Annotated in this window: 17 protein-coding genes and 1 tRNA gene; 4 read left to right on the top strand and 14 right to left on the bottom strand. The window is 65.7% G+C overall.

Annotated features, from left to right (window positions below; translation table 11 throughout):
• Positions 1-3: 3 nt before the first annotated feature.
• The 6 genes from ASE90_RS10530 to ASE90_RS10510 all read right to left on the bottom strand — a co-directional run bounded on the left by ASE90_RS10530 (position 4) and on the right by ASE90_RS10510 (position 4,695).
• Positions 4-1,017, bottom strand: coding sequence for a hypothetical protein (locus tag ASE90_RS10530; RefSeq protein ID WP_156361528.1), 1,014 nt, complete (start codon positions 1,015-1,017; stop codon positions 4-6).
• 18 nt (positions 1,018-1,035) lie between these two features.
• Complete coding sequence (locus ASE90_RS10525; RefSeq protein WP_055999848.1) at positions 1,036-1,647, bottom strand: hypothetical protein; 612 nt, start codon at positions 1,645-1,647, stop codon at positions 1,036-1,038.
• Positions 1,644-2,123 carry a TonB-dependent receptor plug domain-containing protein gene (locus ASE90_RS10520; protein ID WP_082449718.1) on the bottom strand — a complete coding sequence of 160 codons (480 nt, stop codon included), beginning with the start codon at positions 2,121-2,123 and terminating at the stop codon, positions 1,644-1,646. Before ASE90_RS10520 ends, ASE90_RS10525 begins: the two co-directional genes overlap by 4 nt.
• A gap of 80 nt (positions 2,124-2,203) precedes the next feature.
• Positions 2,204-3,829 (bottom strand): alpha-galactosidase, encoded by a 1,626-nt coding sequence (locus ASE90_RS10515; protein WP_268795010.1) that lies wholly within the window; start codon positions 3,827-3,829, stop codon positions 2,204-2,206.
• Positions 3,741-4,070, bottom strand: a complete 330-nt coding sequence (locus ASE90_RS20850; RefSeq protein ID WP_268795009.1) for a glycoside hydrolase family 36 N-terminal domain-containing protein — start codon at positions 4,068-4,070, stop codon at positions 3,741-3,743. Before ASE90_RS20850 ends, ASE90_RS10515 begins: the two co-directional genes overlap by 89 nt.
• A 548-nt stretch (positions 4,071-4,618) precedes the next feature.
• A tRNA-Arg gene (locus ASE90_RS10510) sits at positions 4,619-4,695 on the bottom strand.
• A 56-nt stretch (positions 4,696-4,751) separates the two neighbouring features.
• Between ASE90_RS10510 and ASE90_RS10505 the strand changes: the two genes are divergently transcribed.
• Positions 4,752-5,501: a queuosine precursor transporter gene (locus ASE90_RS10505; RefSeq protein WP_200910859.1), complete on the top strand. Its 750-nt coding sequence runs from the start codon at positions 4,752-4,754 to the stop codon at positions 5,499-5,501.
• A 1-nt stretch (position 5,502) separates the two neighbouring features.
• Here the strand turns inward: ASE90_RS10505 and purQ are convergent, their stop codons facing one another.
• Positions 5,503-6,171, bottom strand: coding sequence for a phosphoribosylformylglycinamidine synthase subunit PurQ (gene purQ, locus ASE90_RS10500; protein ID WP_055999842.1), 669 nt, complete (start codon positions 6,169-6,171; stop codon positions 5,503-5,505).
• Positions 6,168-6,398 carry a phosphoribosylformylglycinamidine synthase subunit PurS gene (gene purS / locus ASE90_RS10495; RefSeq protein ID WP_055999839.1) on the bottom strand — a complete coding sequence of 77 codons (231 nt, stop codon included), beginning with the start codon at positions 6,396-6,398 and terminating at the stop codon, positions 6,168-6,170. Before purS ends, purQ begins: the two co-directional genes overlap by 4 nt.
• A gap of 132 nt (positions 6,399-6,530) precedes the next feature.
• Here purS and ASE90_RS10490 point away from each other — a divergent pair, with 132 nt between their 5' ends.
• Both ASE90_RS10490 and ASE90_RS10485 read left to right on the top strand, forming a co-directional pair.
• Positions 6,531-7,010, top strand: coding sequence for a PH domain-containing protein (locus ASE90_RS10490; RefSeq protein ID WP_082449717.1), 480 nt, complete (start codon positions 6,531-6,533; stop codon positions 7,008-7,010).
• Entirely contained in the window at positions 7,004-8,431 is a 1,428-nt protein-coding gene (locus ASE90_RS10485) for a PH domain-containing protein (RefSeq protein WP_055999833.1), read from the top strand. Before ASE90_RS10490 ends, ASE90_RS10485 begins: the two co-directional genes overlap by 7 nt.
• Here the strand turns inward: ASE90_RS10485 and ASE90_RS10480 are convergent.
• From ASE90_RS10480 to ASE90_RS10455, 6 genes are all read right to left on the bottom strand, one after another.
• Entirely contained in the window at positions 8,420-9,706 is a 1,287-nt protein-coding gene (locus ASE90_RS10480) for a cell wall hydrolase (RefSeq protein WP_082449716.1), read from the bottom strand. The two genes, ASE90_RS10485 and ASE90_RS10480, sit on opposite strands and share 12 nt — an antisense overlap.
• Entirely contained in the window at positions 9,703-10,623 is a 921-nt protein-coding gene (cysK, locus tag ASE90_RS10475) for a cysteine synthase A (RefSeq protein WP_055999829.1), read from the bottom strand. Before cysK ends, ASE90_RS10480 begins: the two co-directional genes overlap by 4 nt.
• The gene (locus tag ASE90_RS10470; RefSeq protein ID WP_055999826.1) at positions 10,620-11,948 is read right to left on the bottom strand and encodes an MFS transporter; all 1,329 of its coding nucleotides are present in this window, start codon (positions 11,946-11,948) and stop codon (positions 10,620-10,622) included. Before ASE90_RS10470 ends, cysK begins: the two co-directional genes overlap by 4 nt.
• A gap of 197 nt (positions 11,949-12,145) precedes the next feature.
• Positions 12,146-12,973 carry an alpha/beta fold hydrolase gene (locus ASE90_RS10465; protein WP_056000188.1) on the bottom strand — a complete coding sequence of 276 codons (828 nt, stop codon included), beginning with the start codon at positions 12,971-12,973 and terminating at the stop codon, positions 12,146-12,148.
• 86 nt (positions 12,974-13,059) lie between these two features.
• Positions 13,060-13,251 (bottom strand): hypothetical protein, encoded by a 192-nt coding sequence (locus ASE90_RS10460; RefSeq protein ID WP_055999823.1) that lies wholly within the window; start codon positions 13,249-13,251, stop codon positions 13,060-13,062.
• A 102-nt stretch (positions 13,252-13,353) separates the two neighbouring features.
• Positions 13,354-15,630, bottom strand: coding sequence for an ATP-dependent helicase (locus ASE90_RS10455; RefSeq protein WP_055999820.1), 2,277 nt, complete (start codon positions 15,628-15,630; stop codon positions 13,354-13,356).
• Between the two features lie 192 nt (positions 15,631-15,822).
• Between ASE90_RS10455 and ASE90_RS10450 the strand changes: the two genes are divergently transcribed.
• Positions 15,823-16,125: a UrcA family protein gene (locus ASE90_RS10450; protein WP_055999817.1), complete on the top strand. Its 303-nt coding sequence runs from the start codon at positions 15,823-15,825 to the stop codon at positions 16,123-16,125.
• Positions 16,126-16,208 lie beyond the last annotated feature (83 nt).

Genomic DNA, 16,208 nt, shown 5'->3' with positions numbered 1-16,208 from the left:
CGTCTAGGAGAAGGCGGCGCGGGTGATCAGCTTGTCGGTGACATTGAACTTGATGTTGGCCGATGGCAGCGCGTTGACATAGCTGTTGCCGACCGAGACCAGCGTCGACGCGCCATAGGTGAAGACCAGCGTATCGTCGCCGCGGGTGTTGGTAATGTCGAGGACCGGCTGCGCGAAGCCGCGCGACTCCGTTTGGGTTCGCACGACGCGGACACCGGCATTGCCGCTCCAGTTATCGCCGCCGAACGACATGGCAATGTACGTCGCGAGCAGCCGTTCGTTGACGTTCAGCTGGCTGCCGGGGTTCTCGCGGACCCCGTACGGACCGCCGGGCAATGCCAGCAGCCGTGCAGCCTCCGCAGCCTGTTCAGCCGCCGTCCGCCCCTGACGCGCCCGGGCGAGGTTCGTCGGGTTCGACAAGAACGCGATCACCGCATTCGGATCATAGGTGAAGAATTGTTGCGGCACGTTCTGGCTGCCCGATACGCCGGGCAGGAAGTTGTCGAGCTTGAACGGCGATAGCAGCGACGTATCCATCGGAATGTCGTAGCCGCAATAGGCGCAACCCCCGTCGAAGTTGTAAAAGAAGCGCCGCTGCTTCGTCCGGTCCGAATAGGCCATGCCGATCCGTACCGTCTTCAGGATGCTGTTCTGAATCTGATAGTCGGTATCGAGGTGGAATTCGGAACTGCGATCGCTGACCCGGTTGTTCTCCGCGCCGGTATAATGTGCCCGCATCAGCGACGCATCGGTGATGTTGCCGAAGTTGGACGCGGTCGGCAGATCCTCGCCCTTGTTCAGGTCGAAACGCGGGCTGGTCTGTGCCAGCGACCCGACAACGACGAACTGGATCGGGTTACGCTGTTTCGCCTTCGACGTCGACGCGTCGAACCGCACCTCGACATCGTCCGCCGGGTTCCATTTCAGGTTGCGGCCGACCGGATAGGTTTCGGTGCGGCGATCGTTGTTGTTGACGATATTGTCGTCCTGCGACAGCGACACCCGCTGTGACAGCAACGGATTGGCGGCAAGGAACTACTGTCCGGGGCGGTTGAACCCGGTCGCCGTGCCGGTCTCGTCGACCTGCAACCCGATATGGGGCGACGAATAGAAATTCGCGAAGATATTGCGGTGGGTGAAGACATCGAACTTTGAAAAGATCCCGTTGACGGTCAGCAACAGCTGGTCGCGGAGCTTCGCCTGCAACGCCCCGGCCAGATTGATCCGCCGACGCCGGTCCTCCTGACGTGCGAAGGCGAGATTCTGGGGAACGTTGACCGTCGCGCCGGTATTGCCGAGCGCGGCGGTGGTCAGCCCGGTCGAATTCGCGTTGCCGTTGACGACGTTCTGCGGACCGAACAGCCAACCATCGGTCTGCACATAGTCCAGTTGGCTGCGGCGGTCGGTGTACGATCCCGACAGGACGATGCCGATCGTTTTGGCATCGTTGGTGAGCGACGTGACCGCCGACAGGTCGGGGCTGAGCTTCTCGCGCAGCGTGTCGTAGATGCCACCGGCCGACGCGGCGAGGTGGAAGCCGCTGCGGCCATCGAGCGGCCGGGCGGTGATGATGTTGACCGTCGCGCGGATGCCGCCTTCCTGCAGTTCGGGAACGCTCGACTTGTACACGTCGGTGCGCTGGATCATGTTCGACGACAGGACGTCGAACGAGAATTCACGACCGGATTGTCGGTCGCCATCACCCGGCCGTTGACCCGCACGGTGTTGAATTCCGGCCCGAGCCCGCGAACGGTGATGAACTGGCCTTCGCCGCCCGACCGGTCGATCGCGACGCCGGTGATCCGTCGCAGCGACTCCGCGATGTTCGCATCGGGGAATTTGCCGACATCCTCGGCAGAGATCGTATCGATGATCTGTTGCGATTCCCGCTTCACCCGCGCCGACGATGCGAGGCTGCTTCGGATGCCGGTGACGACGATATCGTCGGCAACCTCGGGGGTGTCCGGGCCGACCTGTGCGGCAACGGGGGTCGGTTCCTGCACGGCGCCCGCAGGGCTGGTCTGCGGCGCGCCCGCTTCCGGCTGCGTGGCGTCCTGCGCGAACACGGGTCCGGCCAGCAGCATTCCGCCTGCGAGCAATACGGTCTTGAATGACGTACGCATAGATATCCCCCCCTGAGAATGGATGGTGGTCGGGGAGGGGCGAGCCTTCTGAATGGACTCTGTCCCCTCGATTCTATCGACTATTTCACGGCGTCGAACACGAAAGCGGACCCCACGAAGTCACCCTTGAGCGGTGCGCGCAGACCGCGCTCCATCCAGTAGGCGCCGCTGGCCCGCGCCGGCACACCTTCGGGCAGCTTGCCGCCACCTAGGATGCGGACGGTATAGGTCTGTGCCGGGTCCAACCCCTGCGGATGCTCGGCGACCGGATTGTCGCGCCACATCGACGAATGGAGCATCTGGAACATCACGCCCTGCCGCCGATCCTGTTCGACATACATCGTCGCGGACGATGCGTTGTCCCTGGTCGGCGGATCGATTCGATAGAGCTGCCCGCGCTGCACGGTTTGACGGATGGTCTTGTAGGCGGCGACCCATTTGGCGGCGGTGGTGAAATCCTCCGCCTGCCATTTGTCGAGATTGGCCCCGATGCCGAGCCCGCCCTGCATCGACGACAGGAAGCGATAGTCGAGCGAGGTGGCGCGGGTGTTCGCCCAGCTCGGGCTGTCGGTCACCCATGCCATCATCACCGACACCGGATAGGCCTGGGTAAAACCGTCCTGGATCATCAACCGGTCGGCCGGGTCGGTATTATCCGACGGCCATACTTCGTCGGAGAAACCGAGGATGCCCAGATCGACACGACCGCCGCCGCCCGAGCAACCCTCGATCTCCAGCTTCTGGTGACGCCGCCGCAGTTCGGACAGGATATGATACAGGTTGCGGACATATTCGACATACACGCGCTGCTGATCCTGCACCGGTACCGCCGGCCATCCGGCTTCGGTCCAGTTGCGGTTGTAATCCCATTTCAGGAAGGCGATGTCGTTCTCCGCGACCAGCTTGTCGAGGACCGCCAGCAGATGATCACGCACGTCGGTCCGCGCGAGATTGAGCACCAGTTGGTTTCGGCCCTCGGTCCGGGGACGATCGGGATAATGCAGAACCCAATCGGGGTGGGCGCGGTACAGGTCGCTGTCGACATTGACCATTTCCGGTTCGACCCACAGACCGAAATCCATGCCGAGCGAATGCACCTTGTCGATCAGCGGTTTCAGGCCATTGGGGAATTTGGTGCGGTTGACGGTCCAGTCGCCCAACCCCGCCTTGTCGCTGTTGCGCGCGCCGAACCAGCCGTCATCAACCACGAAACGTTCGACACCGATCCTCGCCGCCTTCTCCGCCAACGCTTCCTGTCCCGCCTTGGTCACGTCGAACGCGGTAGCTTCCCAGCTGTTGTAGACGACCGGGCGCGGCTTGGCGCGTTCGCCGTCGGACAGGATGTTCGCGTTCTGGAAGCGGTGGAAGGTGCGCGAAGCGCCTCCCATGCCGCCGTCCGAATAGCCTGCGTAGAAGACAGGGGTGTCCAGCGTCTCGCCGGGCTTCAACGACCACGAAAAGTCATAGGGGTTGTAGCCACCCATGACCCGGACACGTCCCAGATTGTCCTGTCCCACGCTGATCCGGAACGATCCCGACCATGCCAGCGCGCCGTACCATACCGGCCCGGCGTCCTCGCTGGTGACCCCTTCGCGACCGATGGCGAAATACGGATTGTTACCGTGGCCGGTCGAACCGCGTCGGCTTTCCAGCAGCGTCGGCGCCGGGGGTGATCGCCACGTCCTTCCCGGTCCATTCTGCGGCATGGCAGCCGGTCTGATAGTGCAACCGATAATCGTCGCCGACCGGCAGGGCGAACACCGCCGATGCGATCTGGTCGACGCGCACGGCGCGCCGATCTCCGTTGCGGACCGATGCTGACCGTGCCAGCACGCCGGTTTCTGGATCGATCGTGTAGCGCAACGTAACGCCGAGCGGCCGCCGGATATCGACCAAGTCGACCAGCAGCGTCTCGCCCTGCACCCGGTGCGACTTGTATTTGGGCACGAGGTCGCGATTGCCGTCGGCAAAAATGGTCTTGAGGCCCGGATCACCCGCCGCGAGGGTTGTCCCCAGTAGAGCGGCTGCAGATACCCTTTGTCGTCGACGCCGAGCGCACAGGTCATGCCGTCGCCATCGAGGCGAAAGACGCGGGCAGCCTGCGTGGCCGTCACCTTCGCAAAGGCAGGCGTCGTCGCGGAAACCCCGATCAGTCCGGCGAGAAGCACATTGCTCAGCTTCATCGCAACCCCCTCCTACCGACCACCTCATGTGCAATCGTTTGTTCGTAAATATATGATAATTGCGTCCGGGCAAGGCAATAAGGAACTTATTTAATGCTTTGCGCTGTTCGATTCGAACCGTGCGATGTCGGCCGGTGCCTTTGTCGACGCCGCAGCATCAGCGAACGGATTGCCGAACAGGCCGGTTTGGACGGCAATGCTAAGCGGCGCTGAATGGCCTGCTCAATGCTCCGGCAGGGCAGGCAACTCAGTGTCGCCGCGGTCCACCACGTCGGACGGAACGTCCGTCGTGCGTGGCAAAGGACACGGAAATGGCGCACCCGGAGGGATTCGAACCCCCGACCAAGGAGGTAGAAGCTCCTTGCTCTATCCAGCTGAGCTACGGGTGCCCGTTGCTTCGTTAGCGTGCATTGCGGCAAAGCGGAACCGCTATCATAACCCGGCCATGCCCGACCTGTCCGATACCGCGTTGCCCCGAATCGACGCCGCTACGCTTCCGGCGCGGGGGTTCCGCCATTTCGATATCGTGATGGCCGCGTTCGTCGCCATCCTGTTGCTGTCGAACATCATCGGCGCGGGCAAGGTGGCGGCGATCGACATCGGCGGCACGCCGTTCGTGTTCGGCGCGGGCATCCTGTTCTTTCCGGTATCCTATGTCATCGGCGACGTACTGACCGAAGTCTATGGCTATGCCCGGGCCCGGCGGTGCATCTGGGTCGGCTTTGCCGCATTGTTGTTCATGGCGTTCATGGCCGCGGTCGTCGTCGCCATGCCGCCTGCGGACGGATGGACGGGGCAGGGTGCCTATGAAGCGGTCTTCGGACAGGTGCCGCGCATCGTCTTCGCCTCGATCGCCGCGTTCTGGGCGGGCGAGTTCGTCAACGCCTATGTCCTTGCCCGCATGAAGATCTGGACCGGCGGGCGCGCGCTCTGGACGCGGACGGTCGGGTCGACGATCGTCGGGCAGGCGGTCGACAGCGCGATCTTCTACCCGCTGGCGTTCCTTGGCGTCTGGCCGACCGGTCAGGTGCTGACCGTCCTGGTCACCAACTGGGCGATGAAGGTCGGCTGGGAAATCGTGCTGACCCCGGTCACCTATGCCGTGGTCGGCTGGCTGAAGCGGCGCGAGGGGGTCGATGTGTTCGATGCCGCGACCGACTTCTCCCCCTTCGCCGGAGGCGGCCGGTCGCGCTAGGTCAGGCGCCGACGCGTGCCAGCAATCCTTCGAACAGGGCGCGACCGTCGCGGCCGCCATGTGCCGCTTCGATGCGGCGTTCGGGGTGGGGCATCATGCCGAGCACATTGCCCCCGGCATTGACCAGTCCGGCGATGTCGCGTGCCGAGCCGTTGACCGGTTCCGCATAGCGGAACGCCACCTGACCCTCACCCTCCAGCCGGTCGAGCGTCGCTTCGTCGGCGACATAATTGCCGTCATGATGCGCGACGGGCACGCGGATCGTGTCGCCCGCGCGATATCCGCTGGTGAAGGCCGACCTGGCTTCCCCCACGCGCAGCGCCACGTCGCGACAGACGAAGGACAGGCCACGGTTGCGCATCAATGCGCCCGGCAGCAGTCCCGCCTCGGTCAGGATCTGGAACCCGTTGCAAATGCCGAGCACCGGCAGGCCCTTGCCCGCCGCATCGACCACGGCGCGCATCACCGGCGACCGTGCCGCGATCGCGCCCGAGCGCAAATAGTCGCCATAGGAAAAACCGCCGGGCACGGCGACCAGACCGATATCGTCGGGCAGATCGGCGTCGCGATGCCAGACCATGGTCGGCGCGGTACCGGTGACCGATTCCAGCGCCACCGCGATGTCGCGGTCGCAGTTCGACCCCGGAAAGACGATGACGGCGGTCTTCATGCGCGTTCGACCCGGTAGTTTTCGATGACCGTATTGGCGAGCAGCTTGCGGCACATCGCGTCGATCGTCTCGTCATCGGTGCCGTCGGCGACGTCCAGCTCGATCAGCTTGCCGACCCGCGCCTCGCCGACGCCCGCGAAGCCGAGCGAGGCCAGCGCGTGTTCGATCGCCTTGCCCTGCGGATCGAGTACGCCGTTCTTGAGCGTCACGACGATGCGGAGTTTCATGCAGCTTGCCTCAAGTCCGAATTGGGTTTGTCGCGGGCGCTATGGCCCCGCCCGCGCCCGCGCACAAGAGGCGCGGGGCCATCGCATCCGGATTCGCTTGAGCGCGCCGTATTGCCTGCCTATCACACTGCCATGGACCCTATGCCCCTTTCGCTCGCGCCGCTCGACCGTCGGTTCGTTACCGTGTTGCGCTGGCGGGCGGCCGTCGTCGCCCTGATCGTGCTGGCCATCGCCGGGGTGGCGGAAGCGATCCTGTATCAGCAGGATTGGCCCAGTGGCATCGTCGCGGTGGTGGCAGTCCTGATCGCGCTATGGCTGGTGGTGGTCGCCCCGCCGCGTCGCTTCGCGCATTGGGGGTTCGCGCTGGACGAGCACGAATTGCATATCGGCCATGGCTGGCTGACGCGGGTGCATACCATCGTGCCGATCGGCCGCGTCCAGCATATCGACCTGACACAGGGGCCGATCGAGCGCGGCTGCGGCGTCGCGACGCTGGTGCTGCACACCGCCGGCACCGACCATAGTCTGGTCACGGTGCCGGGCCTTGCCCGCGATCAGGCCGAAGCGGTGCGCGACCGTATCCGTGGCGCGATCGAAGCGTCGCCATGGTGACCGAGCGTCCGCGCCGGCTGCACCCCGGCACCATCGCCCTGCGGATCGTCTCGCGCGCGCCACAGGAAATCGCCGGGCTGGTCGCGCTCGCCGCCGCCACGTCGCGCAGCGGGTTGTGGCCGATGATCGGCATCGTTTCGGCGTTGGTGGTCGGGACGGCGCTGTTCGCGTGGATCCGGTGGCGGTCGTTCACCTACACGATCGGCGACGGCGAACTGGTGATTGCCGACGGGGTGCTGAACCGCAAGCGGCGATCGATCCCGTTCGACCGCATTCAGGACGTGTCGATCGACCAGAAGCTGCTGGCCCGCCCGTTCGGTCTGGCGCGGGTGCGGGTCGAGACGGGTGGCGGCGAGGCGGACGAGGCGAAGCTCGACAGCGTGACGCTCGCGGAGGCGGCCCGGCTGCGCGCGATATTGCGCGGGGCAGTTCCGCAGACGAACTCGACCGACGCGGTGTCCGACGAACCGGCGCGCGACGTCGTCTTCACCATGTCGCCCGGCCGCGTGTTGACGATGGGTCTGTTCGGCTTTTCGCTGGTCTGGGTCGGGGTGCTGTTCGCCGGCCTCAATCAGGTCGGCGATCTGATCGGATGGAATTGGGTCGATGTCCGCGACTGGGCTGGCGTTGCGCGTCGCGAAGCGATCGCATGGGCCACGCCGGTGTTCGTGGCCATGGCGGGTGTCGTTGCGCTGGCCGTCGGCGCGATCAGCGGCGTCCTGCGCACGGTGCTGGTCGAGCATGGATTTCGGCTGGAGCGCGAAGGCGACCGATTGCGCCGCGTGCGCGGGCTGGCCACCCGGACCGAAATCGCGCTCAGCCTGCGCCGCGTCCAGCTGGCACTGATCGAACGTGGCATGGTCAGCGGACGGCTGGGCTGGGCGAGCCTGCGGTTGCAGACGCTGGGCGGCAGCGACGATGTCGGCGGGCGGCAGAGCGTCGCCCCGTTCGCGCGCGACGCGGAGATTGCGCACGTGCTCGCGGCGGCGGGCTATGCGCCGTTCGATCCGCTTCCGCTGCGTCCGGTCGCGTTCGGGCATGTCGTGCGGACCGGCATCGTGCGGGGCGGGGTGCCGCTCATCGTCGTGACCATCGCTGCGTTCTTCGTGCCGCTGGCGGGGCTGGCGTTGCTGCTGGTCCCGATCCCGGTGGTGCTGGCGATCCTCGCGCGGCGGCGGCACCGCTATGCGGTCGTCGGCGACACGTTGCAAGTGATGCGCGGGGTGCTCGCCAAACAGGTATGGATCGTACCGATCGCGCGCATACAGGCGGTATCGGTGCGCCGCTCGCCGCTGCAACGGTTGCTCGGGCTCGCCACCCTCCATGTCGACACCGCCGGTGCCAAGGGGATGGGCCGGCCGAACGTCGTTGATGTCGCGGTCGAGGATGCCGAGCGACTGTCCGCCGCCTTACTCCGCTGACGGGCCGGGGGCAGGCGCCGTATCACCGCTACGCCGGATGCCGGTAAGCGGCGGCAGGTCGCTGCGAATATTGGTTGCGGGCGCTGCCGGCGGCGGGGCGGGGATAGCGCGGCGCATGCACGACGAAGCGGGCCGCGATACGAGCTGACAATTCCACAACTGCTTTTCGACGCCCGCGCCCCGGTCGCGCAGATAGCTGAACGACATGGCGTTCAGTGCAGCCGGTTCCCATGCCAGCCCGGCGCGGGCCGGGACCGCCGCCGGATCGCGCCAGCCGAGGAACTTGCACCGCGTCCGCTCGCCGCAGGTAGCCTGCGCGAAGGCCGGCCATTTGTCGGGCGTCAGCGTATCGAGTGGGACGAGGAAGGTGACCGGATCGTCGCTGCTCGGATGCGGCAGCGCCGCTGGGGCGAAACTGCCGGTCAGCACGCCTGCCTCCTGCTCGACCGCCAGTACCTCGGGCAGCTTGTGCGCGGCGGAATAGGGGCCGAGCTGTTCGATGCGCGGTTCGACCGTGCCGACGACGCGCCGGAACGCCCCGGGCGTGCCCCACCATCCGGCCCAGCGGAAGAACAGGTGCGTATCGACCGCCGCGATCTTGTCGAGGCTCGACTGCCAATAGGGGACGACCCAGTCGGTATGGTAGTGCGTCGCATAGCCGACCGGCGCGAACACGTTGCCCGCCAGCGCCGCCGCCGCGACCTTGCGTGCCCGATCCCAATAGGCCTGCGGATAGGCGCGCGCCAACGCCCCGTCGCAGGTGAAGGTGAACTGGCAACCGGTGGTGCGTTCCGACCCCTGAAACACCACGCCGCAAACGCTTTTGGGAAAGGCGGGGTGGCGCAACCGGTTCAACACGACCTGCGCGACGGCGCGCTGCCCCTTCGCATCGTCGCCGGCCTCGTACAGCACGGCGGCGGCGAGACAGTCGGTCGCGCGGGTGCGGTTGTCGAGGTCGCCGGCAAAGCGGAACGGTCGCGCCGCCGGGTTGGGGCCGGTGACGAACGGCACCTTGGCATTGAAGGCGCGGGCGTCCTCCGGCTCCAACGCGCGATACTCGATCGGCTCGACCGGGGGCGGCGGCGCTTCCGGTGTTTGCGCAACGCTCTGACGGCCCTGTCCGGCGGAATACACCGCCGGCTGGATCGGCGGGGTCGATCGGATCAGGATCGCGGGCACGGCGACGGCCGCGATCGACAACACCACGAGGACGCCGTCGATCGCGGCCGATCCGCTCCCTAATCCCTTGCGTTCGGCCACCGCCGGTTCGCTCATTGTTCGGGGAGGAAGTCGGGAACCGACAGATAACGTTCGCCGGTGTCGTAGTTGAAGCCGAGCACGCGGACGCCATCGGGCAGGTCGGGCAGCTTTTGCAGGATCGCCGCCAGCGTCGCGCCCGACGAGATTCCGACCAATATGCCTTCCTCGCTTGCCGATCGACGGGCCATGTCCTTGGCGACCGCCGCGTCGACCTTGATGACGCCGTCGATCGCGCGGGTGTGCAGGTTGGCGGGGACGAAGCCCGCGCCGATCCCCTGGATCGGGTGCGGCCCCGGCTGTCCGCCCGATATGACCGGCGAGAGGTCGGGCTCGACCGCATAGACCTGCAGGTCCGGCCATTTCTCCTTGAGCGTCTCGGCGACGCCGGTGATGTGGCCACCGGTGCCGACGCCGGTGATGATGACATCGATCGGCGTATCGGCGAAATCGTTCAGGATTTCCTGCGCGGTCGTGCGGACATGGACGTCGATGTTCGCCGGGTTTTCGAACTGCTGCGGGATCCACGCATCGGGGGTTTCCGCAGCCAGCTCATGCGCGCGCTCGATCGCGCCCTTCATGCCCTTTTCGCGGGGCGTCAGGTCGAAACTGGCACCGTACGCCAGCATCAGCCGGCGACGCTCGATGCTCATGCTCTCGGGCATGACCAGCACCAGTCTGTATCCCTTGACCGCCGCGACCATGGCAAGGCCGACGCCGGTATTGCCGCTGGTCGGCTCGATGATCGTGCCGCCGGGCTTCAGGTCGCCCGACGCCTCGGCCGCCTCGATCATGGCCAGCGCGATGCGGTCCTTGATCGATCCGCCGGGGTTCGATCGTTCGGACTTGATCCAGACCTCGGCATCGCCGAACAGCCGCTTGACGCGGATATGCGGCGTATTCCCGATTGTTTGCAGGATGGTATCGGCCTTCATGGCTGGGTCTCCTTGGGGATGACTTCGAGGTCTTTGGGGGGCGTGAAGCTACGCGCGGCGCGTAGTTCGGGGAAGAGCCGCGACCAAAGCATGGTCACGCCTATCGCGAGGATGCCGCCGCCGGCAACCGCGACGACCGGCCCGACCAGCGCGGCGAGGAAGCCCGAGCGCGCCTCGCCCAGCTCGTTCGATCCCGACACGAACAGGGTCGATACCGCGCCGACCCGCCCGCGCATCGCATCCGGCGTATGCAACTGGATCAGCGACTGGCGGACATAGACCGACACCATGTCGGTCGCACCGACGACGAACAGTGCCGCCAACGCCAGCAGGACGGCCGGCGCGAAGTCGCTGCCGATTGCAGCCTGTCCGAACACCGGAAGCAGCAGCGGCGCGGATAGTCCGAACAACGCGGTCGCCGCTCCGAAGCCCATGACCGACAACAGCATCTTGGCACCGACGTCCCTCGACAGCGGCTTGACCGCGAACACCGCGGCGACGACCACCGCGCCCAGTGCCGGTGCAGCGCGGAGATGACCGAGGCCGTCCGCACCGATCTGCAGAATATCGCGGGCATAGATAGGCAGCATCGCCGTCGCGCCGCCCAGCAACACCGCGAACAGATCGAGCGAAATCGCGCCGAACACCAGCCGGTTGCGCCGGACATAGGACAGTCCGTCAAGCATCTGCCGCCACGGATTGGCCTTCCCGGCGATCACCGCGCGCGGGATCGGCGGGATCAGGAACAACATGGCGAGGCCGAACAGGAACAGCCCCGCCGATACTGCATAGGGGACATAATGACCGGCCGCGTAGAGATAGCCACCCATCGCCGGCCCGAGTACCGATCCGCCCTGCCACGCGATCGAACTCATCGCGATCGCGGTCGGCAGCACGGCGGCAGGGACGAGATTGGGGGCGAGCGCCTGCAACGCCGGTCCGGCGAATGCCCGCGCGACGCCCAGCATCGCCGCGACGAAGAACAGCCACGGCAGGGTGATCGCGCCGCTATAGGTCAGCCATGCCAGCAGCAGCGCGCAACTGCCCTCCAGCGCGACCGATCCGCGCGCGATCCAGCGCCGGTCGATCCGGTCGGCGACCCATCCGGCGACCAGCGACAGGACCAGCAGCGGCAGGAACTGCGCAACGCCGATCAGCCCCAGCTGGAACGCCGACTGCCGGATCGTCATCGTCTCGCGCGCGATGTCGTACACCTGCCAGCCGATGACGACGACCATCGCGATCTGCGCCAGCGTGTTCGACAGCCGCGCGAGGAAATAGGCGCGAAACGCAGGAATGGCGAAGGGGTGCGGAAACGCGGACATGGAGTGGGGGTTTAGGTCCGCTGTTGGGCCGGGGCAATGCAGATCGGCTTGGGGGGTATTGTGAAGCGACTTCATGCCTCCCCCTCGTCACCCCCGCGAAGGCGGGGGTCCATAAACACTGCGTTATCGATCGATCACGACGACAGTGTCTATGGATTCCCGGTTGCGCGGGAATGACGGGGCAGAGGTGTAGCGGCTTACCGCCGACCGAGGAACGACAGAAGATCGTCGGTCAACCGCTCGCTCTCGGTCGCGAACAGGCCGTGCGGCGCGCCGTCATATTCGATCAGATCGGCGTTCGGCAGCGCCTTGGCCAATGCACGCCCGGTCGCATCGATCGGCACGGTCTGGTCCGACGTACCGTGAATAATCAGCGTCGGCACGGTGATCGACGGCAGGTCCGGCCGGAAATCGGTAGTTCCGAACGATTCCGCACAGGCCAGCGTCGGCTTCAGCCCCGCCAGCATCGCCGTGTTCCACGACAGGTCGAGCACTTCCTTGCTCACCGGGCTGGTAATGAACCCGACGCCGTAGAACTGGTCGAAGAAGGTCCGGAAGAATTTCGGGCGATCCGACTTGATATTGTCGGCGATCTCCTGAAGCTGGTCCTGTGGGACGCCATCGGGATTGTCGTCGGTCTGGAGCATGTACGGCACGACCGAGCCGATGAAGCCGACGCGGGTCACCCCCTTGCCGCCATGGCGCGACATGTACCGCGCGACCTCGCCGCCGCCCATCGAGAAACCGATCAGCGCGGCATCGTCGGTGACGCCGGTTTCGGCCATCACGTCGGCCAGATCGTCGGCAAGGCTGTCATAGTCATAGCCCCACCATGGCTGGTCCGACCGCCCGAAACCGCGCCGGTCATAGGCGACGACCCGGTAACCGGCATCGGCCAGCGCCATCGCCTGCGGGTCCCAGCTGTCGGCCGACAGCGGCCAGCCATGGATCAGCACGACGGGGCGACCCTGTCCCCAATCCTTCACGAACAGGTTGGTACCGTCGCGGGTCTTTACATAGGGCATTGATCGATCCTCGTCGGGGAATTGTCCGACCTGAACGACCGACACGCGCCGCGGTTGCCTCGCTGCACCCCGATCGGTATGGCCGGTCAGTCGCGCGGAACGATGCCCAGCGTCGGGCGGGCGATGTTTCCCCGTTCGGCATCCTGCAACATCATCGAATAGCGTTCTGCCATCTCACGATGTACCCGCCGCACTTCGGGCAATTGCGCACTCTCGGCCTGGGTGCGTGTCTCGCCCAACCGGCGGCGGTAATATTCGGCATTGTCGACGATCGACATCTGGTCCTCCTGCCTGTCCTTACCTGGTGGACCGATCAATATACCGAACCGATTATTCGGTCGATTACATACGTTAAGGACAGTTTCAGTCGGGACGAACCTTCACCCCGGCGTGACGAAGCTGTCCAGAACGCGCTTCTGACCGGCGGTTTCGAACAATACCTCCAGCTTGTTGCCCTCGATCGTCTCGATCGTGCCGTACCCGAACTTCTGATGAAACACGCGCTGCCCGGTCGAAAGGTCGCTGCGCCCCTTGTTGCCGAGGCTGATCGCGCTTGCCCGCGCCTCGACGACGCGCGCCGGGGTGGTGGTGAAGGTCGACCCTTGCGACGCGGCGCGTTGCCAGCCCGGACCCCGCCCGGTGCCGCGTGCGACATCGGCGAACGGATCGGCGCGTTCGCTCCAATTTGCCCGCCACAGGCTTTCGCCCCCTGCCATGGTCGTTTCCGTATCGATATGCTCCGCCGGCAATTCGCCGACGAAGCGCGACGGCAGCGACGAATTCCACTGGCCATAGATGCGGCGATTGGCGGCATGGAAAACGACTGCCAGCCGCCGCGCGCGCGTGATCGCGACATAGGCGAGGCGGCGTTCCTCCTCGAGGCTCGCGGTCCCGCCTTCGTCGAGCGAGCGTTGCGAAGGGAACAGCCCTTCCTCCCATCCGACGCAGAACACCGTGTCGAATTCCAGCCCCTTAGCGGCGTGGATGGTCATGATCGTGACCTTCGGCTCCTCGGCCGACGCCTCGTTGTCCATGACCAGCGATACGTGTTCGAGGAAGGCACCGAGCGACTCATACTCCTCCATCGCCCGGACGAGTTCGGTCAGGTTTTCCAGCCGCCCGGCCGCTTCCGCCGTTTTTTCCGCCTGATACATCGCGGTATAGCCGCTTTCGTCGAGCAACTGCCGCGCCAGCTCGGCATGCGGCAGGTCGCGCGCCATGTCGCGCCAACGGGCGAAGTCGCCGACCAGCCGCCCGAGCGACTTGCGCGCCGCCCCGGTCAGTTCGTCGGTGTCGAGGATGCGGGCGGCGGCGGTCATCAGCGACGACCCCGTCGCGCGGGCGTATCGATGGATCGTCTGCACCGCCTTGTCGCCCAAACCCCGTTTGGGAACGTTGACGATCCGTTCGAACGCGAGGTCGTCGGCCGGCTGGTTGACCACCCGCAGATACGCCAGCGCATCGCGGATTTCGGCGCGTTCGTAGAAGCGAAAGCCGCCGACGATGCGGTACGGCATGCCGATGCCGATGAAGCGTTCCTCGAACTCGCGCGTCTGATGCTGTGCGCGGACAAGGATCGCGCAATCGTCGAGGCTCTTGCCCTCGCGCCGTACCTGTTCGATCGTGTCGCCGACCCGGCGGGCTTCTTCCGGGCCGTCCCACACGCCGATCACGCGGACCTTTTCGCCGACATCGCATTCGGTCCACAGCGTCTTGCCCAGCCGTCCGCCATTATGCGCGATCACGCCCGATGCCGCGCCAAGGATATGCGGCGTCGACCGGTAATTCTGTTCGAGCTTGATGATTTTCGCGCCGGGAAAATCGCGTTCGAAGCGCAGGATATTCTCCACCTGCGCGCCACGCCACGAATAGATCGACTGGTCGTCGTCGCCGACGCAGCACAAATTGCGCCGTTCCTGCGCCAGCAACCGCAGCCACAGATACTGGACGCTGTTGGTGTCCTGATATTCGTCGACCATGATGTAGCGGAACCGCTGCTGATACTGCGCCAGCACCGCGCGGTCGGTGCGCAGGATCGTCAGCACGTGCAGCAAGAGGTCGCCGAAGTCGCAGGCGTTCACCGCCTTCAACCGGTCCTGATATTGCTGATACATCTCCCCGCCGCGGCCGTTGGCGAAGCGTTCGCTTTCCCCCGCATCGACATCGGCAGGGGTCATGCCCTTGTTCTTCCACCCGTCGATCAGCCCGGCAAGGCTGCGTGCCGGCCACCTTTTCTCATCGAGATCAGCGGCAAGGATCAGCTGTTTGAGCAGGCGCAGCTGATCGTCGGTGTCGAGGATGGTGAAATTGGATTGCAGCCCGACCAGCTCGGCATGCCGCCGCAGCATCTTCGCGCCGATCGCGTGGAACGTGCCGAGCCACGGCATCCCCTCGACCAGATCGCCGACCAGCCGCCCGACGCGTTCGCGCATCTCGCGTGCGGCCTTGTTGGTAAAGGTCACCGACAGGATTTCGGACGGATAGGCTTTGCGGGTGTGGAGCAGGTGCGCCAGCCGCGCGGTCAGTGCCGCCGTCTTGCCGGTACCCGCGCCCGCCAGCACCAGCACCGGGCCATCGGTGGTCAGCACCGCGTCACGCTGCGGTTCGTTCAGCCCGCGCAAATAGGGCGGATCGGCAGGGGTAAGGGCAAGCGACATCGTCGAACAGGTAGGGAACGAAGCGTTAAGCGACAAGCAAGGAAATTGTTTCGGAACCGTCATCGTCCCGCCATCGACGCTTCGCTGCGTTGCAATAATTACGCCGTACCAGCGCGTTGCCGGTGGACGGCGGCACCCGGATCGCGGGCGACCGCTGCTGCGACGGGCACCGTATCCGCAGGAGCTACCATCATGACCCTTCGTACCATCGCCCTTGCGGCGACCGCTGTCGCATGCCTGTCGTCCGCCGCCCATGCCGAAGTCCGCGAGCGGGTCACCGCACGCGTGTCCTATGCCGGCCTGGACCTCAACCGGATGGAGGATCGCCGGACCCTCGACGCCCGGATCGATCGTGCATCGCTGATCGCGTGCCGTTCGGGCGTGTCCGGCCTGCGCCGTTTCGCCGACGAAAACCGCTGCCGGGACGAAATGCGCCGCGACGCGCAGGTTCGCGTCGCGCAGATCGCGCCGGTGAAGGTCGCCAGCGCCAAGTAACCGTTCGACGGGATTACCGCCCCGGACACGATGTCCGGGGCGGTATCACCGATAATTGCGCGACGGTCGATCCGCGCGAAAGC

The organism is Sphingomonas sp. Leaf67, assembly GCF_001421965.1.
Lineage (GTDB): Bacteria > Pseudomonadota > Alphaproteobacteria > Sphingomonadales > Sphingomonadaceae > Sphingomonas.
The sequence above is the reverse complement of the archived record's forward strand: the minus strand, read 5'-3'. Positions and strand labels throughout refer to the sequence as shown.

Coding starts and splice junctions, on each gene's coding strand:
- ASE90_RS10525 (WP_055999848.1), bottom strand. CDS start 1,647: ATGATCCAGCGCACCGACGTGTACAAGTCGAGCGTTCCCGAACTGCAG.
- ASE90_RS10520 (WP_082449718.1), bottom strand. CDS start 2,123: ATGCGTACGTCATTCAAGACCGTATTGCTCGCAGGCGGAATGCTGCTG.
- ASE90_RS10515 (WP_268795010.1), bottom strand. CDS start 3,829: ATGCCGCAGAATGGACCGGGAAGGACGTGGCGATCACCCCCGGCGCCG.
- ASE90_RS10505 (WP_200910859.1), top strand. CDS start 4,752: ATGCCCGACCTGTCCGATACCGCGTTGCCCCGAATCGACGCCGCTACG.
- purQ (WP_055999842.1), bottom strand. CDS start 6,171: ATGAAGACCGCCGTCATCGTCTTTCCGGGGTCGAACTGCGACCGCGAC.
- purS (WP_055999839.1), bottom strand. CDS start 6,398: ATGAAACTCCGCATCGTCGTGACGCTCAAGAACGGCGTACTCGATCCG.
- ASE90_RS10490 (WP_082449717.1), top strand. CDS start 6,531: ATGGACCCTATGCCCCTTTCGCTCGCGCCGCTCGACCGTCGGTTCGTT.
- ASE90_RS10485 (WP_055999833.1), top strand. CDS start 7,004: ATGGTGACCGAGCGTCCGCGCCGGCTGCACCCCGGCACCATCGCCCTG.
- ASE90_RS10480 (WP_082449716.1), bottom strand. CDS start 9,706: ATGAGCGAACCGGCGGTGGCCGAACGCAAGGGATTAGGGAGCGGATCG.
- cysK (WP_055999829.1), bottom strand. CDS start 10,623: ATGAAGGCCGATACCATCCTGCAAACAATCGGGAATACGCCGCATATC.
- ASE90_RS10470 (WP_055999826.1), bottom strand. CDS start 11,948: ATGTCCGCGTTTCCGCACCCCTTCGCCATTCCTGCGTTTCGCGCCTAT.
- ASE90_RS10465 (WP_056000188.1), bottom strand. CDS start 12,973: ATGCCCTATGTAAAGACCCGCGACGGTACCAACCTGTTCGTGAAGGAT.
- ASE90_RS10460 (WP_055999823.1), bottom strand. CDS start 13,251: ATGTCGATCGTCGACAATGCCGAATATTACCGCCGCCGGTTGGGCGAG.
- ASE90_RS10455 (WP_055999820.1), bottom strand. CDS start 15,630: ATGTCGCTTGCCCTTACCCCTGCCGATCCGCCCTATTTGCGCGGGCTG.
- ASE90_RS10450 (WP_055999817.1), top strand. CDS start 15,823: ATGACCCTTCGTACCATCGCCCTTGCGGCGACCGCTGTCGCATGCCTG.